This is a genomic window from Streptomyces sp. NPDC050145 (genome assembly GCF_044460245.1).
Lineage (GTDB): Bacteria > Actinomycetota > Actinomycetes > Streptomycetales > Streptomycetaceae > Streptomyces.
On record NZ_JBITJS010000006.1, the window covers coordinates 163,836 to 189,096 of the forward strand.

The 25,261-nt window shown below is 72.9% G+C and carries 25 protein-coding genes; 23 read left to right on the forward strand and 2 right to left on the reverse strand.

Going from position 1 to position 25,261, the window contains the following annotated elements; translation table 11 throughout:
* Nucleotides 1–3: 3 nt before the first annotated feature.
* From ACIBTU_RS14250 to ACIBTU_RS14320, 15 genes are all read left to right on the forward strand, one after another.
* The gene (locus tag ACIBTU_RS14250) at nucleotides 4–255 is read left to right on the forward strand and encodes a helix-turn-helix domain-containing protein (protein ID WP_399126371.1); all 252 of its coding nucleotides are present in this window, start codon (nucleotides 4–6) and stop codon (nucleotides 253–255) included.
* Between the two features lie 168 nt (nucleotides 256–423).
* Nucleotides 424–1,266 (forward strand): nitrilase-related carbon-nitrogen hydrolase, encoded by an 843-nt coding sequence (locus tag ACIBTU_RS14255; protein ID WP_399126372.1) that lies wholly within the window; start codon nucleotides 424–426, stop codon nucleotides 1,264–1,266.
* 73 nt (nucleotides 1,267–1,339) lie between these two features.
* Nucleotides 1,340–2,629 carry an aspartate aminotransferase family protein gene (locus tag ACIBTU_RS14260; protein ID WP_399126373.1) on the forward strand — a complete coding sequence of 430 codons (1,290 nt, stop codon included), beginning with the start codon at nucleotides 1,340–1,342 and terminating at the stop codon, nucleotides 2,627–2,629.
* A 13-nt stretch (nucleotides 2,630–2,642) separates the two neighbouring features.
* The gene (locus ACIBTU_RS14265; RefSeq protein WP_399126374.1) at nucleotides 2,643–4,205 is read left to right on the forward strand and encodes a PucR family transcriptional regulator; all 1,563 of its coding nucleotides are present in this window, start codon (nucleotides 2,643–2,645) and stop codon (nucleotides 4,203–4,205) included.
* Between the two features lie 132 nt (nucleotides 4,206–4,337).
* Entirely contained in the window at nucleotides 4,338–5,180 is an 843-nt protein-coding gene (locus tag ACIBTU_RS14270; RefSeq protein ID WP_399126375.1) for a nitrilase-related carbon-nitrogen hydrolase, read from the forward strand.
* Between the two features lie 32 nt (nucleotides 5,181–5,212).
* Nucleotides 5,213–6,619 (forward strand): dihydropyrimidinase, encoded by a 1,407-nt coding sequence (hydA, locus tag ACIBTU_RS14275; RefSeq protein ID WP_399126376.1) that lies wholly within the window; start codon nucleotides 5,213–5,215, stop codon nucleotides 6,617–6,619.
* Nucleotides 6,620–6,638: 19 nt separating this feature from the next.
* Nucleotides 6,639–7,658 carry a TIGR03842 family LLM class F420-dependent oxidoreductase gene (locus ACIBTU_RS14280; protein ID WP_399126377.1) on the forward strand — a complete coding sequence of 340 codons (1,020 nt, stop codon included), beginning with the start codon at nucleotides 6,639–6,641 and terminating at the stop codon, nucleotides 7,656–7,658.
* 183 nt (nucleotides 7,659–7,841) lie between these two features.
* A complete protein-coding gene (locus ACIBTU_RS14285) occupies nucleotides 7,842–9,362 on the forward strand; it encodes an NCS1 family nucleobase:cation symporter-1 (RefSeq protein ID WP_399126378.1) in 1,521 nt (506 codons plus the stop codon).
* A 433-nt stretch (nucleotides 9,363–9,795) separates the two neighbouring features.
* Nucleotides 9,796–10,014 (forward strand): hypothetical protein, encoded by a 219-nt coding sequence (locus ACIBTU_RS14290; protein WP_399126379.1) that lies wholly within the window; start codon nucleotides 9,796–9,798, stop codon nucleotides 10,012–10,014.
* Nucleotides 10,011–10,916, forward strand: coding sequence for a sigma-70 family RNA polymerase sigma factor (locus ACIBTU_RS14295; RefSeq protein ID WP_399126380.1), 906 nt, complete (start codon nucleotides 10,011–10,013; stop codon nucleotides 10,914–10,916). The genes ACIBTU_RS14290 and ACIBTU_RS14295 overlap by 4 nt, the downstream gene beginning before the upstream one ends.
* Complete coding sequence (locus ACIBTU_RS14300; RefSeq protein ID WP_399126381.1) at nucleotides 10,913–11,791, forward strand: hypothetical protein; 879 nt, start codon at nucleotides 10,913–10,915, stop codon at nucleotides 11,789–11,791. The genes ACIBTU_RS14295 and ACIBTU_RS14300 overlap by 4 nt, the downstream gene beginning before the upstream one ends.
* A 67-nt stretch (nucleotides 11,792–11,858) precedes the next feature.
* Nucleotides 11,859–12,551: a VanZ family protein gene (locus ACIBTU_RS14305; RefSeq protein ID WP_399126382.1), complete on the forward strand. Its 693-nt coding sequence runs from the start codon at nucleotides 11,859–11,861 to the stop codon at nucleotides 12,549–12,551.
* 9 nt (nucleotides 12,552–12,560) lie between these two features.
* Nucleotides 12,561–13,325 (forward strand): response regulator transcription factor, encoded by a 765-nt coding sequence (locus ACIBTU_RS14310; RefSeq protein WP_399126383.1) that lies wholly within the window; start codon nucleotides 12,561–12,563, stop codon nucleotides 13,323–13,325.
* Nucleotides 13,318–14,403: a sensor histidine kinase gene (locus ACIBTU_RS14315; RefSeq protein WP_399126384.1), complete on the forward strand. Its 1,086-nt coding sequence runs from the start codon at nucleotides 13,318–13,320 to the stop codon at nucleotides 14,401–14,403. Before ACIBTU_RS14310 ends, ACIBTU_RS14315 begins: the two co-directional genes overlap by 8 nt.
* A 105-nt stretch (nucleotides 14,404–14,508) precedes the next feature.
* Complete coding sequence (locus ACIBTU_RS14320; RefSeq protein ID WP_399126385.1) at nucleotides 14,509–15,138, forward strand: glyoxalase; 630 nt, start codon at nucleotides 14,509–14,511, stop codon at nucleotides 15,136–15,138.
* 53 nt (nucleotides 15,139–15,191) lie between these two features.
* Here ACIBTU_RS14320 and ACIBTU_RS14325 read toward each other — a convergent pair whose 3' ends face one another.
* On the reverse strand, nucleotides 15,192–15,857 hold the full coding sequence (locus ACIBTU_RS14325) for a hypothetical protein (RefSeq protein WP_399126386.1): 666 nt from the start codon (nucleotides 15,855–15,857) through the stop codon (nucleotides 15,192–15,194).
* A gap of 88 nt (nucleotides 15,858–15,945) precedes the next feature.
* Entirely contained in the window at nucleotides 15,946–16,962 is a 1,017-nt protein-coding gene (locus tag ACIBTU_RS14330; RefSeq protein ID WP_399126387.1) for a carboxymuconolactone decarboxylase family protein, read from the reverse strand.
* A 263-nt stretch (nucleotides 16,963–17,225) separates the two neighbouring features.
* On the opposite strand from ACIBTU_RS14330, the gene ACIBTU_RS14335 reads away from it, so the two are divergent.
* The 8 genes from ACIBTU_RS14335 (at nucleotide 17,226) to ACIBTU_RS14370 (ending at nucleotide 25,194) form a co-directional block, all read left to right on the forward strand.
* Nucleotides 17,226–18,485 carry a sensor histidine kinase gene (locus ACIBTU_RS14335; protein WP_399126388.1) on the forward strand — a complete coding sequence of 420 codons (1,260 nt, stop codon included), beginning with the start codon at nucleotides 17,226–17,228 and terminating at the stop codon, nucleotides 18,483–18,485.
* On the forward strand, nucleotides 18,482–19,162 hold the full coding sequence (locus ACIBTU_RS14340; RefSeq protein WP_399126389.1) for a response regulator: 681 nt from the start codon (nucleotides 18,482–18,484) through the stop codon (nucleotides 19,160–19,162). Before ACIBTU_RS14335 ends, ACIBTU_RS14340 begins: the two co-directional genes overlap by 4 nt.
* A gap of 9 nt (nucleotides 19,163–19,171) precedes the next feature.
* The gene (locus tag ACIBTU_RS14345) at nucleotides 19,172–19,711 is read left to right on the forward strand and encodes a DUF4232 domain-containing protein (protein WP_399126390.1); all 540 of its coding nucleotides are present in this window, start codon (nucleotides 19,172–19,174) and stop codon (nucleotides 19,709–19,711) included.
* A gap of 103 nt (nucleotides 19,712–19,814) precedes the next feature.
* Nucleotides 19,815–20,219, forward strand: a complete 405-nt coding sequence (locus ACIBTU_RS14350) for a cold-shock protein (RefSeq protein ID WP_399126391.1) — start codon at nucleotides 19,815–19,817, stop codon at nucleotides 20,217–20,219.
* 139 nt (nucleotides 20,220–20,358) lie between these two features.
* Nucleotides 20,359–22,203 (forward strand): gamma-glutamyltransferase family protein, encoded by a 1,845-nt coding sequence (locus ACIBTU_RS14355; protein ID WP_399126392.1) that lies wholly within the window; start codon nucleotides 20,359–20,361, stop codon nucleotides 22,201–22,203.
* Nucleotides 22,204–22,308: 105 nt separating this feature from the next.
* On the forward strand, nucleotides 22,309–23,172 hold the full coding sequence (locus tag ACIBTU_RS14360) for an inositol monophosphatase family protein (RefSeq protein ID WP_399126393.1): 864 nt from the start codon (nucleotides 22,309–22,311) through the stop codon (nucleotides 23,170–23,172).
* A 79-nt stretch (nucleotides 23,173–23,251) separates the two neighbouring features.
* Nucleotides 23,252–24,664: a phytoene desaturase family protein gene (locus ACIBTU_RS14365; protein WP_399126394.1), complete on the forward strand. Its 1,413-nt coding sequence runs from the start codon at nucleotides 23,252–23,254 to the stop codon at nucleotides 24,662–24,664.
* Nucleotides 24,661–25,194 carry an O-acetyl-ADP-ribose deacetylase gene (locus ACIBTU_RS14370; RefSeq protein WP_399126395.1) on the forward strand — a complete coding sequence of 178 codons (534 nt, stop codon included), beginning with the start codon at nucleotides 24,661–24,663 and terminating at the stop codon, nucleotides 25,192–25,194. Before ACIBTU_RS14365 ends, ACIBTU_RS14370 begins: the two co-directional genes overlap by 4 nt.
* The last annotated feature ends 67 nt before the right edge of the window (nucleotides 25,195–25,261 follow it).

Here is a 25,261-nt window from a genome sequence, read left to right on the forward strand (position 1 = left end):
CGCATGGTCCGAACTCCCCTGACCCCCGAAGAGCGCGAGCGCGGCGAGCGGCTCGGCCGGCTGCTGCGCGAGGCACGGCAGGGGCGCAGCATGACCGAGGTGGCCGCCGGCGCGGGCGTCTCGGTCGAGACGCTGCGCAAGATCGAGACGGGGCGCGCCCCCACCCCGGCCTTCTTCACGGTCGCGGCCCTCGCCCGCGAGCTGGGCCTCTCGATGGACGAGCTGATCGTGCACTGCGCGCTCCAGCCCGCCTGAGCCCCGGAGTCTGTGTGATGAAACGCGGGATCACCCGCACGGGTGCCGAAACATGATCGTTCCAGCGGGTTGACGACGATGGTCTTGGCAAGGTCTCCGGGCGGGCTTACGTTCGTCCCTCTACGCCCCGTTCTACAGGCGTAGAGGTTCAACGCTGAGGAGCGGCTCATGGCCCACGTCGTTCGCGCCGCACTCGTCCAGGCCTCCTGGACGGGCGACACCGCATCCATGATCGCCAAGCACGAGGAGCACGCCCGCGAGGCGGCCCGCCGGGGAGCCCGGATCATCGGCTTCCAGGAGGTGTTCAACGCCCCGTACTTCTGCCAGGTCCAGGACCCCGAGCACCACCGCTGGGCCGAACCCGTGCCGGACGGCCCCACCGTCACCCGGATGCGTGAACTCGCCCGCGAGACGGGCCTCGTGATCGTCGCCCCCGTCTTCGAGGTCGAGCAGCCCGGCTTCTACTACAACACGGCGGCCGTGATCGACGCCGACGGCAGCTACCTCGGCAAGTACCGCAAGCACCACATCCCGCAGCTCCCCGGCTTCTGGGAGAAGTACTACTTCCGGCCCGGGAACCTGGGCTGGCCCGTCTTCGACACCGCCGTCGGCCGGGTCGGCGTCTACATCTGCTACGACCGCCACTTCCCCGAAGGCTGGCGCCAGTTGGGCCTCAACGGCGCCCAGATCGTGTACAACCCGTCCGCGACCAGCCGCGGCCTCTCCTCCCACCTGTGGCGCCTCGAACAGCCCGCGGCCGCCGTCGCCAACGCGTACTACGTCGCCGCGATCAACCGCGTCGGCGTCGAGGAGTACGGGGACGACGACTTCTACGGCACCTCGTACTTCGTCGACCCGCGCGGGCAGCTCGTCGGGGACGCGGCCGACGACCGGGACGAGGAACTGCTCGTGCGCGACCTCGACCTCGACGTCATCGACGAGGTGCGACAGCAGTGGGCCTTCTACCGCGACCGCCGCCCCGACGCCTACGACGGACTCGTCCAGCCCTGAATCCGTACGCGGGCCCCGTACGTACGCCCGACATCCGTTCAGCCGTGACCGACGAAGGGACTCCGCAGCCGTGATGACCCCTGACCTCCACGCACGCCACCGCGCGGTCCTGCCCGACTGGCTCGCCCTGTACTACGACCGGCCGATCGAGATCACCCACGGCGAGGGCCGCCAGGTCTGGGACGCCGACGGGAAGCAGTACCTCGACTTCTTCGGCGGCATCCTCACCACCATGACCGCGCACGCCCTGCCCGAGGTCACCAAGGCGGTCAGCGAGCAGGCGTCCCGGATCGTCCACTCCTCGACGCTCTACCTGAACCGGCCGATGGTCGAACTCGCCGAACGTGTCGCCAAGTTGTCCGGCATCCCCGACGCCCGCGTCTTCTTCACCACCTCCGGCACCGAGGCCAACGACACCGCGCTGCTCCTCGCCACCGCGTACCGCCGCTCGAACCAGATCCTGGCGATGCGCAACAGCTACCACGGCCGCTCCTTCTCCGCCGTCGGCATCACCGGCAACCGCGGCTGGTCGCCCACCAGCCTCTCGCCCCTGCAGACCCTGTACGTGCACGGCGGCGTCCGCACCCGCGGCCCCTACGCCCACCTGTCCGACGCCGAGTTCACCGAGGCCTGCGTCGCCGACCTGCGCGACATGCTCGGCCAGACCCGCGGGAACGTGGCGGCGCTCATCGCCGAGCCGATCCAGGGCGTCGGCGGCTTCACCTCGCCGCCCGACGGCCTGTACGCCCGCTTCCGCGAGATCCTCGCCGAGCACGGCATCCTGTGGATCTCCGACGAGGTGCAGACCGGCTGGGGCCGCACCGGCGAGCACTTCTGGGGCTGGCAGGCGCACGCCGCGTCCGGCCCGCCCGACCTGCTCACCTTCGCCAAGGGCATCGGCAACGGCATGTCGATCGGCGGCGTCGTCGCCCGGGCCGAGGTCATGAACTGCCTCGACGCCAACTCCATCTCCACCTTCGGCGGCAGCCCCGTCACCATGGCCGCGGGCCTCGCCAACCTCTCGTACCTGCTGGAGCACGACCTCCAGGGCAACGCCCGCCGCGTCGGCGGTCTCCTCATCGAGCGGCTGCGGGCCATCGGCGCGAGCACCCCCTGCGTCCGCGAGGTGCGCGGCCGGGGCCTCATGATCGGCATCGAGCTCGTCAAGCCCGGCACCGACGAGGCGCACCCCGACGCCGCCTCCGCCGTCCTGGAGGAGTGCCGCGAGCACGGACTGCTCATCGGCAAGGGCGGCGGCCACAGCACCAGCGTCCTGCGCATCGCCCCGCCCCTCACCCTGACCGTCGCCGAGGCCGAACAGGGCGCGGCGATCCTCGAACAGGCCCTCCGGAACGCCTCGTAGCGGGCGCGGCGCCATGACCACCTCCACGACGGCCCCCGAACACGCCCTGTCCGTACGGCAGATACTCGCCCTGGAACGGGTCGCCGCGGGCGAGCCCGAGGTGGTCGCCGCCGCCGAGCACCTCGACCGGCCCGTCCGCTGGGTGCACGTCGCCGAGGCCGCCGACGTCGGCGTCATGCTCAGCGGCGGCGAGATGGTCCTCACCACCGGCGTGCTCCTCGCGGGCGGCGACCCGCACGGCCGCACCGCCTACATCGAGTCCCTGCACCGCGCCGAGGCCGCGGCCCTCGTCCTGGGCCTCGGCCGCGCCTTTCCCTCCCCGCCCCGCGACATGTGCCGGGCCGCCGAACGCTGCGGACTGCCCATGGTCGTGCTCCACCGCCCCTTCCCGTTCGCCGAGCTCACCGAGGAGGTCCAGTCCCGGCTCGTGCGCCGCAAGTACGCCGCCGTCCGCCTCTCCGAGGGCATCCGCACCGCGCTGACCGCGCTCGTCACGGCCGGCGCCCCGCTCCAGCGCCTCCTCGACGAGATCGCCGCGCACAGCGCCTGCCCCGTCGTCGTCACCAACCTCGCCCACCGCGTCCTCGCCACCGCGGGCGAACGGCCCGCCGTCGACGACGTCCTGCGCGACTGGGACCGCATCGCGCGGCAGCCCGGAGGCGTCGACGGCGAGGGCTGGCTGCGCGCCGAACTCGGCGGCCGCGGCGAACGCTGGGGCTCCGTCGTGCTGTGCGGCTACCGGGGCGACGGCGCCTCGGGCCGGCTGCTCGCCGACCGCGCCGCCGAGTCCCTCGTCCTGCATCACCTGCTGTCCGGCACCGCCGTCAGCTGGGAGGAACAGTCCGCCCGCCGCCTGCTCGACGACCTCGTCTCCGGCGCCGTGCCCGCCCGCCAACTCCTCCCGCGCGCCCGCGCGGCCGGTCTCCCCGTCAACCGGCGCACCTTCGTCCCGCTCGCCGTCCGCGACACCGACCCCGCCCGCCTCGACCGCGTCCTGCGCCTGCTCGGCCTGTCCGCGCTCGTCGCCGACCTGACCGAGCACGCCACCACCGTCCTGCTCAGCCTCGCCCACGACCAGGACCCCGTACCGCTCGCCGCCCACTTCGCCGCCCGGCTGCGCGCCGAGACCGGCGCCGCGCCCGTCGTCGCCGCGGGACCCGCCGGCCCCGCCTGGGACGACGTCCCCGACGGCCTGCGCGAGGCCCTCCACGTCTGCGACGCCGTCGCCGGAGCCCCGCCCGGCCTGCCCGCCGTCGTCCGCCTCGGCGACGTACGGCTGCGCGGCCTGATGCGGATGCTGCGCGACGACCCGCGCGTGCAGTCCTTCGCCGAACGCGAGCTGGACGGGCTGCTGTACGCCGAGGAGGGCGAGGCCCTGCTCCCGGTCCTGCGTACCTACCTCGCCACCGGCCGCAACAAGTCCCGCACCGCCCAGCTCCACCACATGAGCCGGCCCGCCCTGTACCGCCGCATCGAGGCCATCGAGACCCTGCTCCGCGTCGACCTCGACGACTTCGAGGAAGCGGCCTCCGTGCACATCGCGCTGCTCGCGCACGACGCGCAGACCGGGGCGTGACACGGTGCAACGGCGGCGGGCGGCGGACGTGACACGGTGCGACTCGGCCGGCGGCGGCGCGCTTCCTATCGTCCTTGGCACACCTCTCGTCCCCGCCGCCCTCCCCTCTGTCGTCTCTCGCAGGAGGTCCCGATGAGTTCCGTGATCCGCGCCGCGATCTTCCAGACCGCATGGACCGGCGACCAGGAATCCATGATCAAGGTGCATGAGCAGGCCGTGCGCGACGCGGCCGCCCAGGGCGCCCAAGTGCTGTGCTTCCAGGAGCTGTTCTACGGCCCGTACTTCTGCCAGGTGCAGGACCCGGCCTTCTACGCCTACGCCGAGGCCATCCCCGACGGACCGATCGTGCGCCGCTTCCAGGAGCTGGCCCGCGAGCACCACATCGTCCTCGTCCTGCCCATGTACGAGGAGGAGCAGCCCGGCGTCCTCTACAACACGGCCGCCGTCATCGACGCCGACGGCAGCTACCTCGGCAAGTACCGCAAGACCCATCTCCCGCAGGTCAAGGGCTTCTGGGAGAAGTTCTACTTCCGGCCGGGCAACTCCGGCTGGCCCGTCTTCGACACCGCCGTCGGCAAGGTCGGCGTCTACATCTGCTACGACCGGCACTTCCCCGAGGGCTGGCGCGCGCTGGGCCTCGAAGGCGCCCAGATCGTCTTCAACCCGTCCGCCACCAGCCGCGGCCTGTCCCGCTACCTGTGGCAGCTGGAGCAGCCGGCCGCCGCCGTCGCCAACGAGTACTTCGTCGGCGCCATCAACCGCGTCGGCGTCGAGGAGTACGGCGACAACGACTTCTACGGCACCTCCTACTTCGTCGACCCCGAGGGCCAGTTCGTCGGCGAGGTCGCCGACGACAAGGCGCCCGAACTCGTCGTCCGCGACCTCGACCTCGCCAAGCTGCACGAGGTCCGCGACCGCTGGCAGTTCTACCGCGACCGCGCCCCGCACGCGTACGAGCCGCTGACCCGCCCGTAGCACCCCGAGCACCGGAGTTCCTGGAGGAGAGCATGAGCGCCGTCCGTACCGTCGTCCGCGGCGGACTCGTCGTCACCGCCGCAGACGAGATGCACGCCGACGTCCTGATCGAGGACGGCCGCGTCGTCGCCCTCGCGGCCACCGGCAGTGACACCGCCGCGTCCTGGACGGACGCGCGCGTCATCGACGCGAGCCAGAAGTACGTCATCCCGGGCGGCGTCGACGGGCACACCCACATGGAGATGCCGTTCGGCGGCACGTACGCCTCCGACACCTTCGAGACGGGGACCCGCGCCGCCGCCTGGGGCGGCACCACCACCATCGTCGACTTCGCCATCCAGACCGTGGGCCACAGCCTGCGCGAGGGCCTCGACGCCTGGTACGCCAAGGCCGACGGCAACTGCGCGATCGACTACGGCTTCCACATGATCGTCTCCGACGTGAACGAGGACACGCTCAAGGAGATGGACCTCCTCGTCAGCGAGGGCGTCACGTCCTTCAAGCAGTTCATGGCCTACCCGGGCGTCTTCTACTCCGACGACGGGCAGATCCTGCGCGCCATGCAGCGGGCCGGCGAGAACGGCGGCCTCATCATGATGCACGCCGAGAACGGCATCGCCATCGACGTCCTCGTCGAACAGGCCCTGGCCCGCGGCGAGACCGACCCCCGCTACCACGGCGAGGTCCGCAAGGCGCTCCTGGAGTCCGAGGCCACCCACCGCGCCATCAAGCTCGCCCAGGTCGCCGGCGCCCCCCTCTACGTCGTCCACGTCTCCGCGCAGGAGGCCGTCGCCGAACTCGCCCGGGCCCGCGACGAGGGCCTCCCGGTCTTCGGCGAGACCTGCCCCCAGTACCTGTTCCTGTCCACCGACAACCTCGCCGAGCCCGGCTTCGAGGGCGCCAAGTACGTGTGCTCGACGCCCCTGCGGTCCAAGGAGCACCAGGCGGCGCTCTGGCGCGGCCTGCGCACGAACGACCTCCAGGTCGTCTCCACCGACCACTGCCCCTTCTGCTTCACCGGCCAGAAGGAGCTGGGCCGCGGCGACTTCTCGAAGATCCCCAACGGCATGCCCGGCGTCGAACACCGCATGGACCTGCTCCACCAGGCCGTCGTCGACGGGCACATCACCCGGCGCCGCTGGATCGAGATCGCCTGCGCCACCCCGGCCCGCATGTTCGGCCTCTACCCGAAGAAGGGCACCATCGCGCCCGGCGCCGACGCCGACCTCGTGATCTACGACCCGCACGCCGAGCAGACCCTCGGCGCCGCCACCCACCACATGAACGTCGACTACTCGGCCTACGAGGGCAAGCGGCTGACCGGACGTGTCGAGACCGTCCTCTCGCGCGGCGAACCCGTCATCACCGAGCGGGAGTTCACCGGGCGGGCCGGCCACGGCACGTACACCCCGCGCGGCACCTGTCAGTACCTGAACTGAAAGAACGAGGAACCGCACCATGGACTTCGGACTCGTCCTGCAGACCGACCCGCCGGCCTCCGCCGTCGTCGACCTGATGCGCCGCGCCGAGGACGCCGGATTCACGTACGGCTGGACCTTCGACTCGTGCGTGCTGTGGCAGGAGCCGTTCGTCATCTACAGCCGCATCCTCGCCGAGACCCGGCACCTGAAGGTCGGGACCATGGTCACCAACCCCGGGACCCGGACCTGGGAGGTCACCGCCTCCACGTTCGCCACCCTCAACGACATGTACGGCAACCGCACGGTGTGCGGCATCGGCCGCGGCGACTCCGCGATGCGCGTCGCCGGCCGCAAGCCCAACACCCTCGCCCGGATCAGCGGGGCCATGAAGGTGATCCGGGCGCTCGGCCGCGGCGACGAGGCCGACCTCGGCGGCACCGTCGTGCACTTCCCCTGGGTCGGCGAGGGCGCCGAGGTGCCGGTGTGGATGGCCGCTTACGGGCCCAAGGCCCTCAAGATGGCGGGGGAGGAGGCCGACGGCTTCATCCTCCAGCTCGCCGACCTCTTCCTCACCGAGTGGATGGTCAAGGCCGTGCGCGACGCCGCCGCGGCCGCCGGACGCGACCCGTCCGAGGTGAAGATCTGCGTCGCGGCCCCCGCCTACGTCACCGAGGACGACTCGCCCGAGGCGCTCGCCCACGCCCGCGAACAGTGCCGCTGGTTCGGCGGCATGGTCGGCAACCACGTCGCCGACCTCGTCTCCCGCTACGGCGCCCACTCCGGCATGGTCCCCGACGCCCTCACCGACTACATCAAGTCCCGCGAGGGCTACGACTACTCCCACCACGGCCGCACCGACAACCCGGACACCGCGTTCGTCCCCGACGAGATCGTCGACAGCTTCTGCCTGATCGGCCCGCCGTCGGCGCACATCGAGAAGCTGAACGCCCTGCGCGCCCTGGGCGTCGACCAGTTCGCCGTGTACGCCATGCACGACGCGAAGGAGGCGGTGATCGATCTCTACGGCCGGGACGTGATCCCGGCGGTGAACGCGTGAACGGGCCCGAGCAGGCCCCCGACTTATCCCGGTCCGCACCACCCGCACCGCTGGTAAAACCTGTACCAGTAGTAACACCCGTACCAGGCACGGCAGTTCACGGCATCCCCACGGCCACCCCGTATCCCCGTCCTCCCAGGGCCCCGCCCACCCGGCCGGGGCCCGCCAGTGAACGGACTGCCCATGACCGACACCGTCCCGCCGGCCCCGCCGACCGCCCCCGCGGTCGAACTGACCGCCGACACCTACCCGTCCGGCAGCCGCTACGCCAACGACGACCTGCGGCCCGTCCCGCTCGCCGAACGCCGCTGGACCACGTACAACTTCGTGGCCCTGTGGATCGGCATGGCCCACTGCATCCCGTCCTGGACGCTGGCCTCCGGGCTCGTCGCGCTCGGCATGGACTGGAAGCAGGCGGTCCTCACGATCGGCCTCGCCAACGTCATCGTGCTCCTGCCGATGCTGCTCACCGGCCACGCCGGACCCAAGTACGGCATACCCTTCCCGGTCCTCGCGAGGGCCGGGTTCGGCATCCGCGGCGCCAACCTGCCCGCCATGGTGCGGGCGGCGGTCGCCTGCTGCTGGTTCGGCATCCAGACCTGGATCGGCGGCCAGGGCATCTTCGTCCTGCTCGGCAAGATCTTCGGTGGCTGGGCCGGTGCCTCCGAGGTCGGCGGCTACCCATGGACTCTGTGGCTGTGCTTCGTCGTCTTCTGGGTGCTCGAACTCGCCATCATCTACCGGGGGATGGACACCCTGCGCCGCTTCGAGAACTGGGCGGCGCCCTTCGTCCTCGTCGGCGCCGTCGTCCTCCTCGTCTGGATCGCGAACAAGGCGGGCGGCTTCGGCCCGCTGCTCCACGAGCCGTCCAAGGTCGGCTGGGGCCCGGACTTCTGGAAGGTCTTCTTCCCCGGCCTCATGGGCATGATCGGCTTCTGGTCGACCCTGTCCCTGAACATCCCCGACTTCACCCGCTTCGGGAAGGGGCAGCGCGCCCAGGTCTGGGGCCAGACCCTCGGACTGCCCACGACGATGACCCTCTTCGCCCTGATGTCCGTCCTCGTCACGGCCGGTTCGGAGAAGGTCTACGGGGCGGCGATCTGGGACCCGGTCGCGCTCGCCGGCAAGACCGACAACGTCTTCGGACTGCTCTTCGCTCTCATCACCGTCTTCGTCGCGACGATCTCCGTGAACATCGCGGCCAACGTCGTCTCCCCGGCCTACGACCTCGCCAACCTCGCGCCCAAGCTCATCAGCTTCCGCACCGGCGCGATCATCACCGGAGTCATCGGCGTCCTGGTCATGCCGTGGAAGCTCACCTCCACGCCCGAGCTGTACATCTTCACCTGGCTCGGCGTCGTCGGCGGCCTCCTCGGCACCGTCGCGGGCATCCTCATCGCCGACTACTGGATCATCCGCCGCACCGTCCTCCACCTCGCCGACCTGTACGTGGCCGGCGGCCGCTACTGGTACACGGGCGGCTGGAACCTTCGGGCCGTCGCCGCGTTCCTCATCGGCGGCGTCCTCGCGGTCGGCGGCTCCTACTCGACGCTGGACGCGAAGGGCGAGAAGGCCGGCCCGTTCCCCGTCGACGGCCTGATCCCGTTCCTGAAACCCCTCGCGGACTACGGCTGGGCGGTGGGCCTCTCGGCGTCGCTCCTCGTGTACGTGGTGCTCATGGCGGGGCGGCGCACGGTGCGGTGAGCCCGGGCCCGCGACTCCTCCGGGCCGTGACTCCTCCGGGCCCGCTCTCGCCCGATCGTCGGAAACGGTCGGGCGAGAGCGGTGTGCCCACTCCCCACTGCTCGGCACGGGAGCAAGCCCTTCCGGATGGAAGGCCGACGCCGATGGCGTCCTCCTCCATTGGACGGGGGCCGGGGGGAGGAGCGCAAGGAAAGCCGGGAACTTCCACCCGGGCGTGTCGGCTTGCCCACAACGGTTCGGGATCGTCCGTCCGCTGATCGCGGTGTGGCCGTCAATGTTCCGTGAATTCATGATCGGGTGGCATACCAACTTCCCTTCCCTCCATGCTGGTTGACCTCTCCAGGGGTCGGACGGCACCCGGCTCCTGGAGAGCTCCCGCGATTTCCGGATGGGGTGCGGGGCTCGAACAAGGCCGATTCGATGAGGAGTTGGTATGAAGGGCAAACAGGCAGGGCTTGTCGCTGCCACGGTGGCGGTGCTCGTCTGGAGCATCGTCCTGGTCGCGCTGGGGCAGGTGGCGGCCGTCGCCACGCTCGCGCCGGCGCTGGGGCTGACCATCCAGCAGATAGTCCAGGCCTCGCGGGGAGATCACACCCGGGCCGGGGCCGAACTCGGGGCGGCACTCCACGACAAGGAGGGGCACGCCCCGTGACGAGCCCCACGACCCCGACCCCGCCGGTCTCCTCCGGCCGGCCCCACGCCCGGCCCGGGCGCAAACTCGGGCCCATAGCCGACAGCGTCGGCAGCGCTCACCGTGCATGGCTGGAACCGGTCCGCGAGGCTCACCTCGCCAGCGGTCAGACCCTCGGCGACCTCAGCCTGCGCGTGACGCTGGCCAAGTCCAAGCTCTCCGAACTTCTGCGGGGCACCGGGCTCTACCCCCGCTGGGAGATCGTGCTGAGCCTCGCGGCCGTACTGGACCTGCCCGACTGGCCGTTGCACCGGCTCTGGCGGCAGGCGGCCCTGGAGGCGCACAAGAGCCGCGAATGGGTCGAGCGGTCCGGCGAGAGGACGGCCCTGACCACCTCACCCGCCGCCCAGCCCCTGGACCACGCCGCGTTCTGCGAGCTCGTCGAGCAGCACTATCTGCGGTACGCCCGCTGCTTCCTCGACGACCGACTCAGCGCTCTCGCGGTCGCCGACTCCTTCGCCATCCTCTGGCTGTGCTGGAACAACGCCCTCGCCAGCCCGGACACACGGCGCTACGGCTGGGACGTCGTACGGGCCACCGTCATGTCCCGCACCCACCACCTGGACGGCAGGCCGGAACTCGGACCGGCCGCCTTCGACACGGTCGCACTGAGGGCGGCGGAGACCGACGAGTCCAGGGAGTCCCAACTGGCCGAGACGCTGCGACTGTTCAGGGCGATCAGCCACCTCCCGGCCCACCAGCAGGACGTGATCGTCCTGCGGCACCTCTGCGGTCTGACCACCCGGCAGACCTCGGCGCTGCTGGGCGTCTCCCTCGCCGCCGTGAGGTCGGACGAACGTCACGCCCGCAGATTCCTGGAGACCCACTGCCCGCCGACTGTCGAAGGGAACCCTTCACCATGAGTCACATCGACGAACTCCTGTCCAGGGCGCTCCTCGTCCGTGAGCGAAGCGTCCCCTGCGACGTCGTCCCGTCCGGCCCCGTCGCCGTCGACGCCGGACATGCACGGCACCACGGTGGAACACCGGCGGCCGACCGGGCCGCCGAGGATCTGCGCGCACTCTGCGAGACCGTCGTCACCCACACGCCGGCCTCCGCGGTGGCCGACTTCGTCACCGACCAGGTTCCTCAGCCGCGCAGCGCCCTCGTCCTCGCCTGTGTGCTCCAACTGACGGACACCCACGACGGCGCCCGGTCCTGGTGGGAGTACGCCGCCGGTGCGGGGCAGCCCGCCGCCGCCTACTGCCTCTACCTCCACCACCTCGCGCTCGGCGAACGGGACACCGCCGACTGGTGGCACACGCAGACCGACGAGGCCGAGTGCCCGCCCTCCGGCGATCCCCGAGCGGTGGCACCGGCGCTTCCCGAGCCCGAGGGCGAGACGGCCGCCGCCGAATGGCAGGCCGGCCTGCACCAGATCGACCCGTCCACCACCGGCACGGTCCTGCGGGTCCTGCGGCAGCTCGCCGGGGCGGCGCAGCGACCACGCTCCGCGGTGGTCAGCGATCTCATGGCCTACATCCCCACGGCGGTCGCGTCCGGCTATCTGAGGGAGCCGGACATGGACCTGCCCATGCCGGGATCGGAGTTCGCGGAGCGGATCAACACACTGGTCGACTCCGGCACCGACCGGCCCGCGGGGGTTGCGGCGACCGGTCTCCCGGCGCGTCCGCACCGGGAGGTCTCCGCCCGGCGGCGCGGCGTCGGCGCACGCCCGGCGACAGAGACCGCCGAGCGGCCGCTGCGCCCCACCTGCGGCGAGCCCGCGAGCCGATGACCGGTTGTCGTCCGCGTATCGAAAACCGCATACGCCCTCGCAACAGCCCGCCCTCTCCAATGGAGGCATGAATCACGAGACATCTCTGACCGTGCCGTCGCCCGGCCGGGTCCGCAGGTTTCTGGGGCCCGGTCTCGCGGCCGGCGTGCTCGTCGCCGTGCTCGTCGTGCTGCGCGGGCCGCTGATGATGGCCGCCCCGGCGTGTGTGGCCGGGCGGTGGCAGGGCTGCCTCGGCACGTTCAACGGTGTGGTGCTCATGACGCTCGTCCTGCTGCCCGTCGCCCTGCTCGTGGCGTGGGCCCTGGCGAGCCGGCGCCGTGCGGCCGGGGTGCCGGACGCGTGGCGGCTCTCGCTGGCCGAGGTGGGCATGGTGCACGGGACGCTGCCCTTTCTCTGGATGACCCTGATGCCGGGCGGCGGGGTCGGGGTCGCGCCGCCCCGGGTGAGCCTGGTGCCGCTGCGCGACCTCGTCACGATGGGGCCGCTCGGCATCGGCGGCAACCTGCTGGTCCTCGCCTCGCTCGGCTTCTTCGCCCCGATGCGCTGGGCGGCCGTCGCGAGCCTGCCGCGGATCCTCGCGCTCGGCGTCGGCTGCTCGGTCCTGATCGAGACCGCGCAGTACGTGTTCCGCCTCGACCGGGTGTCCTCCGTGGACGACGTCCTGGTCAACGCCGCGGGCGCCGTTCTCGCCGGACTCGCCTCCCGCCGCCTGTGGCGTGTGCGGACCGCGCATACGGCGGCGATACGCGCCGCTGCCTAGGCTGCGGACATGCGCGTACTGATCGTGGAGGACGAGCCCTACCTCGCCGAGGCCGTCCGGGACGGGCTGCGCCTCGAGGCGATCGCCGCCGACCTCGCGGGCGACGGCGACACCGCCCTGGAGCTGCTCGACGTCAACGCCTACGACGTCGCCGTCCTCGACCGGGACATCCCCGGCCCCTCCGGCGACGAGGTCGCCCGGCGCATCGTCGCCTCCGGCAGCGGCATCCCGATCCTCATGCTCACCGCCGCCGACCGCATCGACGACAAGGCCTCGGGGTTCGAACTCGGCGCCGACGACTACCTCACCAAACCGTTCGAACTGCGCGAGCTGGTGCTGCGGCTGCGCGCGCTCGACCGCCGGCGCGCCCACTCCCGGCCGCCCGTGCGGGAGATCGCGGGACTGCGCGTCGACCCGTTCCGCCGCGAGGTCTTCCGCGACGGGCGGCACGTCGCGCTCACCCGCAAACAGTTCGCTGTCCTGGAAGTCCTCGTCACCGCCGAGGGAGGCGTCGTCAGCGCCGAGGAACTCCTGGAGCGGGCCTGGGACGAGCACGCCGACCCGCTGACCAACGCCGTACGCATCACCGTCTCCGCCCTGCGCAAACGGCTCGGCGCGCCCTGGGTCATCGCCACCGTGCCCGGCGTCGGCTACCGCATCGACACGGGCGCCACCGAGACGGGCCGCACCGACACGGGCGCCACCGACCCGGGCCGCACCGAGACGGGCCGCATCGACGCCGGCGGCACCGACACCGGCGGCACCGATGGCTAGGCGCCCCGGGCTCAGCGCCCGGATGAAACTCACCCTCAGCTATGCCGGGTTCCTCGCCCTCGCGGGCGCCCTCCTGATGGCCGTGGTGTGGCTGTACCTGCTGCGCTACGTCCCGGACAAGGAGAAGGGCCTGCTCGGGATCTCGCCCAACCGCTACCTCCTGGTCCGCATCTTCTTCCCCCGAGCCGCCGCGGCGATGGGCTGCCTGCTCGTCCTCGGCCTCGTCGGCGGCTGGCTCCTGGCCGGCCGGATGCTCGCACCGCTGACCAGGATCACCGACGCGGCCCGGACCGCCGGGACCGGATCGCTCTCCCACCGCATCCATATGGCAGGCCGTCAGGACGAGTTCCGCGAACTCGCCGACACCTTCGACGCCATGCTCGAACAGCTCGAGTCGCACGTCGCCGAACAGCAGCGGTTCGCCGCGAACGCCTCCCACGAACTGCGCACCCCGCTCGCCGTCACCCAGACCCTTCTCGACGTCGCCCGCCGCGACCCCACCCGGGACCGCGACGAGGTCCTGGCCCGCCTGCAGTCCGTCAACACCCGCGCCATCGACCTCACCGAGGCCCTTCTGCTGCTCAGCCGCAGCGACCGCGGCCACGTCACCCGCGAACGCGTCGACCTCTCCCTCGTCGCCGAGGAGGCCGTCGAGACCCTGCTCCCGCTCGCCGAACAGCGCGGGACCATCCTCGACGTCACCGGCTCACCGACCCGCACCGACGGCTCTCCGGAACTCCTGCTCCGGATGATGACGAACCTCGTCCAGAACGCCGTCGTGCACAACCTCCCCACCGGCGGAACGGTGACCGTCCACACCGCGCAGGACGGCGACACGAGCGTGCTGACGGTCGAGAACACGGGCCGCCCGATCGCCCCGGACCTGCTGCCCACCCTCACCGAACCCTTCCAGCGCGGCGCCGAACGCGTCCGCACCGGCGAACACCCCGGAGTCGGCCTCGGCCTGGCCATCGTGCACAGCGTCGTCCGCGCCCACGGCGGCACCCTCGACCTCACCGCACGCCCGTCCGGCGGCCTCCTCGTCACGGTCCGACTCCCGAGCCGGCCGGGCACCTGAGCCGGCCGGGCACCTGGGCGGGCCCGGCACCTGGGCGGCCCCGTTCCCCGAGTCGGTCAGGAATCGAGAAGCACCGACCCCACCTCCCCGCCTAGCGTGAAGCGCATGAACTCCCTCGCGTCCCTCACCATCGAAGCGACCGACCCCGCGTCCGCCGCCACCTTCCTGACCAGCGCCTTCGGCCTCGACCCGGAGCAGATCCGGGTCCGCGCGGCCGAGGCCCCGAGCGAGGGCTTCCGCGGCTTCACGCTGTCGCTGACCGTCGCCCAGCCCGCCGACGTCGACCGCCTCGTCGACGCCGCCCTCGCCGCCGGCGCCACTGTGCTCAAGCCCGCCGCCAAGTCCTTCTGGGGCTACGGCGGAGTCGTCCAGGCCCCCGACGGAACCATCTGGAAGCTCGCCAGCTCCGCGAAGAAGAACACCGGCCCCGCCACCGGCGTGATCGACGACGTCGTGCTCCTGCTCGGCGTCGAGGACGTCAAGGCCAGCAAGCATTTCTACGTCGAACAGGGCCTGGCGGTGGGCAAGAGCTTCGGCGGCAAGTACGTCGACTTCGTCTCCGCGCCCGGCACCGTGAAGCTCGCCCTCTACAAGCGGCCCGCCCTCGCCAAGGACGCCGGGGTGCCCGCCGACGGCTCCGGCTCGCACCGGATCGTGCTCGGCGGTGCGTCCGGCCCGTTCACCGACCCCGACGGCTTCGCCTGGGAGACCGCCTCGCTCACCGCGGCACCCTGACCCCGCCCCGCGGTCCCGCTCAGCCCTTCTCCGGGCTCGGTCTTTCCCCGGGCTCAGCCCTTGTCCGGGCCCAGTCCGGCGGCCGCGTCCCGCGCCGCCCGCACCGCGCCCTCGGTCATCGTGTCGGCCGAGGGCGCGCCCTTGGACTCGAAGTCGCTGCCGTTGAAGGTGACCGTCACCAGGACGTTCGCCTTGCGCACCGTGACGACGGCCTCCCGGGTCTCCTGACCGTCCTTCTTCATCAGCTCGGTCGTCAGCCGGGCCTCGTCCCCGATGTCCTGCGCCTTGGCCCCGGAGCCGGCCCCGGCCGCGTCCCCGGCGGAGGCGAACAGCTGCTTCGCCAGGGCGTCGGAACTCTTCACCTCGAAGGTGACGTCCAACCAGCGGTAGTCGTACCCCTTCAGCGCGCTCCACGAGCAGCCGCGCCGCACCTTCGCGTCCGTCGCCGACAGCTCCTTGCCCGCCGCCTTCGCCCCCGGCACCAGCGCCGAGACCGTCTTCGCGGACACGGTGCCGCACGGCGCGGGCGGCTCGGCGTATGTCTTGGCCGCCACCTTGGCACTGGGACTCCGCGGCGCCGAGGACTGCGGCGCCGCCTTGTTCTCGGTGTCGTCCGGCGTGGACATCGGGCCGGTGGAGTACGCCCAGCCGGCGCAGGCGAGCACGGCGACGGGCAGCAGCCGGACGGTCAGAGCGACCGGGAGCGGCAGAGAACGCACGGTGTACGTCCTTACATCGGGGGGTGGGGGACCGTCAGTCTCACACGAGTTGCCGCGCGGGTATACGCCCACTTCCGTCACATCCGCATCACACTGCGGCATCGTCCGCGGACAGCAGCGCCTCCACCGGCAACGCCGACTCGATCCGGTCCACGGCGGCGAACGCGCCGTACGCGATCAGATGCACCAGACAGTGGTCCGTGAAGGGCGGCACCTTCCACGCGGCGACGTCCTGGTCCGTGATCCGGTACGGGGCGAGCGCGGCGAGGATCGCGAGGCGTGCCCCCGGCCGGTCCTCGCGGTCCGGCAGCCCCGACCAGCCGGCCGGCGGGTGCGTGCCGTCCCACCGCGCGACGGTCTCCTGCACCAGCGCCACGTCCGCGTCGTCGAGGAGCCCCGCGCCCATCGTCGCGGCGCTGCGCAGCGCGTCGTAGGCGGGCCCGACCGTCGTGCCCGCCGCCCACGCAGGACCGGCACCCGGCGCGTCCAGGAGCGGGAGGGAGGCGCCCGGAGCGTGCTCGGCGCGCACGACCTCGGACATGCCCCGGCTCGCGAGGGACCGTACGGCCTGGAACTGCGCGCCCCCGCCGGGCAGCAGTCTGTCCTTGGTCAGTGCCGACACGATCCGGTTGATGAAGTGGAAGGACAGCGCCGTGCCCACGGACGACGCGAGGTCGGCGCGGCCGAACGGCGGCGGGGTCAGCAGCGGCGAGCCGGGGACCCGCGTGGCGCGGCCCCAGTCCAGGAGCCGGGCCGCCCGCTCGTCGCGGGGCCGCTCGTCCCGGACCACGGCCGTGCCGAGCTCGTGGTCGCCGTTCGCATGCAGCAGCACGGCGTGCGCCTGCACACAGAACGGGCACCGGTTCGCCAGCGAGACGCCGGACGCGACCAGCTCCCGGTCGGTCCGCGAACCGCCGCCCGCGATCAGCGACTCGCGCATCAACGCCCAGGTGGGGGCGAGCAGTTCGGGCGCGGAGGACAGGGCGACCAGCGGTACGGGGTGGGCGATGCCGAAGTCGGTGGTCGACTGCGCGTAGACGGCCGCGGTGGTGCCGGTGGCGGATTTGGGGGCGGGCGGGGAGGTGTAGCGGTACGGGCCGGGCATGACGGGCTCCTCGTTCGTTTCGTCGGTCCGCCGGGCAGGGTGCTCCGGACCCGCTCAGCCTCGCTCTTCCGCCCCGGCCGGCGCGTCGTACGACGGAGCCCAGCTGCGCCTACTCCCGGGGGAGTAGATCGGGGACCGGGACGGTCCCCACGGGGGAGTGGCCGGGGCCGCGGATCCCGCTAGCCTGCTCGTGGACGCCCGCAGTCGACCGTGAAAGGGGCTCCGTGGCCGGAGAGTCGAGGCACGAGTTGGCCGGAGAGCCGATGCGTGAGTTGGGCGGAGAAGCGAGGCGCGAGGTGACCGAGGAGCCGAGGGGCGAAGCGGCCGACGCCGCGCCGCAGCCGGCCGGGGGGCCGGTCCCGCTGGCCGGAGTCGCCCTCGCCCTGGCCTTGGGCGCCGTCGTCGTGTTCGGGGCGGCCATCGGCCACGGAGCCGCCCCCGTCGACTACGTCCTCATGGCCGCCTCCGCCGCGCCGCTCGCCGCGTACGCCCGAGCACCCCGCGCCGTACTCCTGGTCACCGCGGCCCTGACCTCGGTGTACGTGGTGCACGCCGCCCCGCCCCCGCTCGCCGCGCTGCCCGTGATCGGCGCCGTGCACACGGCGTCCCGGGCCGGGCACCGGGGACTCGGCGCGACGATCGCCGGGCTGTTTCTCACCCTCTACGTGATCCGGGACTCGCTCGCGGCCGACGGCGCCGCCGACCGCGGCATGCTGCTCGCCGGCTGGTTCGTGTGCGCGGTCGTCACCGGCCTCGCCGACCGGAACTGGCAGCGGTATCTGCACCAGACCGAGCAGCGCGCCCTGGAGGCCGAACGGACCCGCGAGGAGGCCGCGCTGCGCCGGGCCGGTGAGGAACGGCTGCGCATCGCCCGGGAGTTGCACGACTCCCTCACCCACAGCATCTCGATCGTCAAGCTGCAGGCGAACGTGGCCGCGCACCTGGCCCGCAAGCGCGGCGAGGAGGTGCCGCAGGCGCTGCTCGCCATCCAGGAGGCGAGCGGCGAGGCGATGCGCGAGCTGCGCGCGACGCTCGACGTGCTGCGCGCCGACGAGCCCACCGGAGGACCCGAGCCGCTCGTCGAGCGGGCCCGTTCGGCGGGCCTGTCGGTGGCACTGCGCATCGAGGGCACCGAGCGCCCGCTGCCGGCGCCCGTGGAGCGCACCCTGTACCGGATCGTGCAGGAGGCTCTGACGAACGCGGCCCGGCACGCGGGCCGCGACGCGCACATCGACGTCCGTATCACCTACGGCGCACAGGAGTTGAGCGTCGACGTGACCGACGACGGGGCCGCCGACCCGGCCCGGCCGCCGGTCGAGGGCACCGGTCTGACCGGCATGCGGGAGCGCGTAGAGGCGCTCGACGGCACGCTCGTCGCCGGGCCCCGGCCGAAGGGCGGCTTCGAGGTACGGGCCCGCCTGCCGTTCGCGCCAGGGCCGACGCCCGACCCGGGGCAGCTTCAGGAGCCCCGCGCCGCGGATCCCGCGCCCGAGCCCGTACCGGTGGCGGGAGCCGAGCGGTGATCCGGGTCGTGCTCGTCGACGACCAGGCACTGATGCGGGCCGGGTTCCGGGCCCTGCTCGACGCCGAGGACGGGATCACGGTGGCGGGGGAGGCAGGGGACGGGGAGAGCGGCGTGGCGCTCGTCCGGCGCGTCGTGCCCGACGTCGTCCTCATGGACGTGCAGATGCCCGGCACCGGAGGCATCGAGGCGACCCGCCGCATCGCCGAGGACCCGGCTCTCGCCGACGTCCGCGTCGTCATGCTCACCAACTACGGATTCGACGCCTACGTCTTCGACGCGCTGCGCGCCGGCGCCTCCGGCTTCCTGCTCAAGGACAGCGAGCCGGAGGACCTGCTGGCCGGGATCGGCGTCGTGGCGCGCGGCGACGCCCTCCTGTCGCCGTCCGTCACCCGCCGGCTCATCGGCGAGTTCGTCGCCCGGCCGCCGGACCGCGCGACCGCGCCGGGCCTGGAGTGCCTGACCCCGCGCGAGCGCGAGGTCACCGCGCTCGCCGCCCGCGGCCTCACCAACGAGGAGATCGCCGAGCACATGGTGATCAGCCCGTTCACGGCCAAGACCCACATCAGCCGCGCCATGACCAAGCTCGGCGCCCGCGACCGTGCCCAACTCGTCGTGTTCGCCTACGAGTCGGGCCTCGTCACGGCCCGCACCCGGGGCGCCGTGGACACTCCGTAGGATCACCGTATGACGCTCAGGCCCCGCGCGGCGGCACTCGCCGCGGCGACCCTGCTCCTGGCCGGCTGCGACAGCGCCGCACCGCCCGACACCATCGAGGTGGCGCCGAGCACCCGCCCCTGCCCCGACTCCGGCATCCGTCTGACCACGGGGCCCACCGAGGCGGCCTCGGGCCTGCGCGCCCTGCGCGTCACCCTCACCAACTGCGGCCGGACCACCGTCGAGCTGAACGGCTACCCGCGCCTGACCCTGCTCGACGCCGACCGCGAGCCCGTCGAGCACGTCACCGTCCTCGAAGGCACCGACGAGATCACCACCGGCATCCGCGACGACGGCCCACGCCGCATCACCGTGCGCCCCCGCGCCGGCGCCGTCACCAGCCTCGTCTGGCGCAACACCTACGACGACACGAGCCGCGCCCCCGTCACCGCACCCCACGTCACCGTCGACCCCGGCCTCGGCCGCGGCACGACCACGCTCACCCCGTACGCGCCCTTCGACCTCGGCAGCACCGGGAAACTCGGCACCACGGCCTGGCGCAGCCCCTGACACCCCCGCCCTGACGCACACCCGGGACCGGGCCCGCTAGGATCCGCAGAAATCGGTGCGGACACGGACGGCTGGTCCGCCGAGGTGGTTGGGGGTGGTCGGCATGACGGCAGGACGAGTGGTGCGCTTCGACGGACAGCGCGGGTACGGGTTCATCGCGCCGGACGACGGCGGCGAGGACGTCTTCCTGCATGTGAACGACCTCCTCATCCCCGAGTCGTATCTGCGCACAGGCCTGAAGGTCGAGTTCGAGATCGAGGACGGCGACCGCGGCCCCAAGGCCTCGTCCGTGCGCCTCGCCGACGGCGCGACCGCCCCGGCCCCGGGCCGGCACGTGGCCGCCGAGGGCGACGACGTCCTGTGCGACGTGCTGCGCGTCGACGAGTTCACGAACGAGATCACGGAGCTGCTGCTGCGCGCGGCCCCGTCCCTCACCGGCGAGCAGATCCTCGCCGTGCGCCGCGAACTGGTGCAGAACGGCCGCAAGCACGGCTGGGTCGACAGCTGACCGAAGGCCCTGCCGGCACCGCGCCCGGCCGGCGCGGCGAGATGGTCCGGGATGCGGACAAGTCCCTTGTCGCACGCGGGGGATGAGCAATACGTTCCGCTTGTTCGCCGCACGCCGCCGCGCAGCACGAGGAGCCTTCTTGTTCACGACCCGGCCGACTCTGCAGGGCACCTTCGGCATGGTGTCCTCCACGCACTACCTCGCCTCCCAGTCCGCGATGGCGGTCCTGGAGCGCGGGGGCAACGCGTACGACGCGGCGGTCGCCGCGGGCTTCGTGCTGCACGTCGTCGAGCCGCACCTGAACGGGCCCGCGGGCGAGGTGCCGATCATCCTCGCCCCGGCCGGCGGCGAGGTCCGCGTGCTGTGCGGACAGGGAGTCGCCCCGGCCGGCGCCACCGTCGCCCACTACCGCTCCCTCGGCCTCGACCTGGTCCCCGGCACCGGCCCCCTCGCCGCCGCCGTCCCCGGCGCCTTCGACGCCTGGATGCTGCTCCTGCGCGACCACGGCACCATGGAGCTCGCCGACGTCCTCTCGTACGCGATCGGATACGCGCGCGACGGTCACGCCCCCGTCGAGCGGGTCGGCGAGACCGTCGAGACGGTGCGCGAGCTGTTCGAGACCGAATGGCCCTCGTCCGCCGAGATCTACCTCGTCGACGGCGCGTCCCCGCGCCCCGGTGAGCTGCTGCGCAACCCGCAGCTCGCCGCCACCTGGCAGCGCCTCGTGGAAGAGGCCGAGGAGGCGGGCGGCGCCGGGCGCGAGGCCCGGATCGAGGCCGCCCGCCGCGTCTGGCGCGAGGGCTTCATCGCCGAGGCCCTGGCCCGCCAGGCGGGCCGCCCCACCCTGGACACCAGCGGCGCCCGCCACACCGGCACCCTCACCGCCGCCGACCTCGCCTCCTGGGAGGCGACCTACGAGGCGCCCGCCACCTACGACTGGCGCGGCTGGACCCTGTGCAAGGCCGCCGGCTGGAGCCAGGGCCCGGCCTTCCTCCAGCAGCTCGCCCTGCTCCCGCCCGAGCTGCCCGCGTACGGCTCCGCCGACTGGGTCCACCTCCTCGTCGAGGGCTGCAAGCTCGCCATGGCCGACCGCGAGGCCTGGTACGGGGACGCCGCCGAGGTCCCCGTCGACGCCCTCCTCTCGGACGCCTACAACGCGGCCCGGCGCACCCTGGTCGACCCCGAGAAGGCCTCGTACGAGCTGCGGCCCGGCAGCCCGCTGGGGCAGGAGCCGCGGCTGAGCGCGCACGCCCGCGCGGTGGCCGCCGGGGAGGACGCCTTCGACGCACTCGGCGTAGCGGGCGCGGGCGAGCCGACGGTCGCCAAGAGCCCGACGTCCCCGGTGCCGGGCGAGCCCGACGTGCGCGAGGACGGACTGACCCGTGGCGACACCTGCCACCTCGACATCGTCGACCGCTGGGGCAACATGGTCGCCGCGACCCCGTCCGGCGGCTGGCTCCAGTCCAACCCCGTCGTGCCCGAGCTCGGCTTCCCGCTCGGCACCCGGCTCCAGATGACCTGGCTGGAGGAGGGCCTGCCGAACTCCCTCACCCCCGGCCGCCGCCCCCGCACCACGCTCACCCCCTCCCTCGCCCTCAAGGACGGCGTCCCCGTCATGGCGTTCGGCACGCCCGGCGGCGACCAGCAGGACCAGTGGCAGGTGCACTTCTTCCTCGCGGTGGCGCTGCGCGACAACGTGCGCGGCGGACTCGACCTCCAGGGCGCGATCGACGCCCCGAACTGGCACACCGACGCCTTCCCCGGCTCGTTCTTCCCGCGCGGCATGCGGCCCGGATCCCTCACCGTCGAGTCGCGCACGGACGAGGACGTCGTCGCCGAGCTGCGCCGGCGCGGCCACGACGTGACCGTCGGGGACGCCTGGTCGGAGGGCCGGCTGTGCGCCGTGGCCCGCGACCCGCGCACCGGCGTCCTGTCGGCCGCGGCGAACCCGCGCGGCATGCAGGGCTACGCCGTCGGCCGCTGACCACCCCGGGCACGGGACGGCGGTGGAACCGCGATTTCAAGGCGATTCCACCGCCGGTTCACCCCGCGGGAACGCGATGTCAGTGGGGCGTGTTCTCATGGACGCATGATCGAAACCATCACGGAAAGCATCGACGACTTTCTGTCCCGCCATGTCACCGACCGGCTCGTCACGGACGTCGAGCGGATCGTCCGCGCCGCGGCCGCCGCCGAGATCACCCCGCGCTTCCGGCAGCTCGACCCGCACGAGATCGAGCAGAAGAGCGCCCCGCACGACCTCGTCACCGTCGCCGACAAGCGCGCCGAGGAGTACCTCACACGCGAGCTGCCCGCGCTGCTGCCCGGCTCCGTCGTGGTCGGCGAGGAGGCCGTCGCCGCCGACCCGACGACGTACGAGGCGCTGCGCGGCTCCGCCCCCGTCTGGATCGTCGACCCCGTCGACGGCACCCGCCAGTTCGTCCACGGCGACCCCGGCTTCTGCACCCTCGTCGCCCTCGCGCTCGACGGCATCGTCCTCGCATCGTGGACGTACGCGCCGGCGCTCGGCGAGATGGCCGTCGCCGTCCGCGGCCGCGGCGCCCGGCTCGACGGCGAGCTGCTCGTCTCCGCTTCCCCGGCCCCCGGCGAGGACCTGCGCATCGCCACCTCGCACCCCGACTACACGACGGACGACCAGAAGCGCGCCCTGCTCGGCCTGCGCGCGGACGGCTTCGCACCGCGCCCGTGCGGCTCGGCCGGCCTGGAGTACCTCGCGGTCGCCCGCGGAGCGCTCGACGCCACCGCGTTCAGCTGGGAGCTCGCCTGGGACCACGCCGCGGGGCTGCTCCTCGTCGAGGAGGCGGGCGGCGCCCACCTCACCGGCGCGGGCGTCCCCTTCGCCGTGACCGGCGGCAATGTGCTGCCCTTCACGGCCGCCCGGGACGCCGCCACCGCGCGGCGCGTGGTGCAGGCGCTGTCGGCCGGGGCCTGACCCCGGCGCTGTCGGCACCCCGGCATATCCTGGGCGGGCAGTGGCCGTCGCCTGACGAAGGAGCCCGAAGGTGCCGTCGATGTTCGATGCCGTCGTGGTGGGTGCGGGGCCGAACGGGCTGACCGCTGCCGTCGAACTGGCCAGGAGAGGCTTCTCCGTGGCCCTGTTCGAGGCGCGGGAGGCGATCGGCGGCGGAGCCCGCACCGAGGAGCTGACGCTGCCCGGCTTCCGCCACGACCCCTGCTCGGCCTCCCACCCCCTCGGCATCAACTCCCCGGCGTTCAGGGCGATGCCGCTGGACCGGTACGGCCTCGAGTGGGTGCACGCCGACCTGCCCATGGCCCATCCGTTCCCCGACGGCACCGCTGCCGTCCTGTCCCGCTCCGTCGCGGAGACCGCGGCCTCGTTCGGGCCGCGCGACGCGGGCACGTACCGCCGCCTGGTCGAGCCGCTCCTGCATCGCTGGGACACCCTCGTACGGGACTTCATGTCGCTGCCGCTGAGCGCGCTGCCCCGCGACCCGGTCGGCCTCGCCCGCTTCGGGGTGAACGGACTGCTGCCCGCGACCTGGCTCATGCGGCGCTTCCGCGACGAGCGGGCGCCCGCCCTCTTCTCCGGTCTCGCCGCGCACACCATCGCCCCGCTGAACGGCCTCGCGACCGGCGGCATCGGCCTCGTCTTCGCCCTCGCCGCGCACGCCCGCGGCTGGCCCGTCGCCCGCGGCGGCTCCCAGGCCGTCGCCGACGCGCTCGCCGCGTACCTGAAGGACCTCGGCGGCGAGATCCACACCGGCTACGAGGTCAAGCGGCTCGACGACCTGCCGCCCGCCCGCGCCTACGTCTTCGACACCTCTCCGACCGCCCTCGCGCGCATCGCGGGGCTCGGCCGCTACTACGACCGGTTCCGGTACGGGGCCAGCGTTTTCAAGGTGGACTACGCGCTCGACGGGCCCGTGCCGTGGACCGCGAAGGAGGCCAGATCCGCCGGCACGGTCCAGGTCGGCCCGTACCGCTCCGACATCGGGCGGGCGCTGCGGGAGGCCTCCGGCGGGGAGCGGGCGCCCGAGACGCCGTTCCTCATCACCGTGCAGTCCAGCCTCGCCGACCCGACGCGGGCGCCCGAGGGCAAGCACACGTTCTGGGCGTACGGGCACGTGCCGAACGGGTGGGACGGGGATCTGACCGACGCGATCGAGCGCCAACTGGAGCGCTTCGCACCCGGGTTCAGGGATCTCGTGCTGGCCCGCGCGACGATGGGCCCGCCCGAGCTCGCCGCGCGCAACGCGAACTATGTGGGCGGGGACATCGCCGCCGGGGCCGCGGCCGGGCTCCAGGTCCTGCTGCGGCCCAAGCTGTCCCTCTCCCCGTACACGACCCCGCACCCGGCGGTCTTCATTTGTTCGTCGTCCACGCCGCCCGGCCCGGGCGTGCACGGCATGTCGGGGCACAACGCGGCGAAGGCCGTCTGGCGGAGGCTGAGGGACCGGTCATGAACACACGCGACACCCGGATCACTCTCGTACGGGGCGACATCACCGAGCAGGAGGTCGACGCGGTCGTCAACGCGGCGAACTCCTCGCTGCTCGGCGGCGGAGGCGTCGACGGGGCCATCCATCGCAAGGGCGGACCGGAGATCCTCGCGGCCTGCCGGGCGCTGCGCGCCTCGCACTACGGGAAGGGGCTGCCGGCCGGGCGGGCCGTGGCGACCACGGCGGGGCGGCTTCCGGCGCGGTGGGTCATCCACACGGTCGGGCCCCGCTGGTCCGCTTCGGAGGACCGGAGCGCGGTGCTGGAGTCCTGCTACCGGGAGTCGCTGCGGGTGGCCGCGGAGTTGGGGGCGCGGAGCGTGGCGTTCCCGGCGATCTCCACCGGCATCTACGGCTGGCCGCTGGACGACGGCGCGCGGGTCGCTGTCGGGGCCGTGCGGGCGTTCGTGGGGCCCGGGCAGGCGGGGCTGGACGAGGTCCGGTTCGTGGTCTTCGACGAGCGGGCCTTCGAGGCGTTCTCGGGACACATGGAGTGACCGGCGGCCCTGACCCGTCCGCACGTACATGTCGGAATTTCGCCAGCGGGGCGCTTCCTCCGTGACC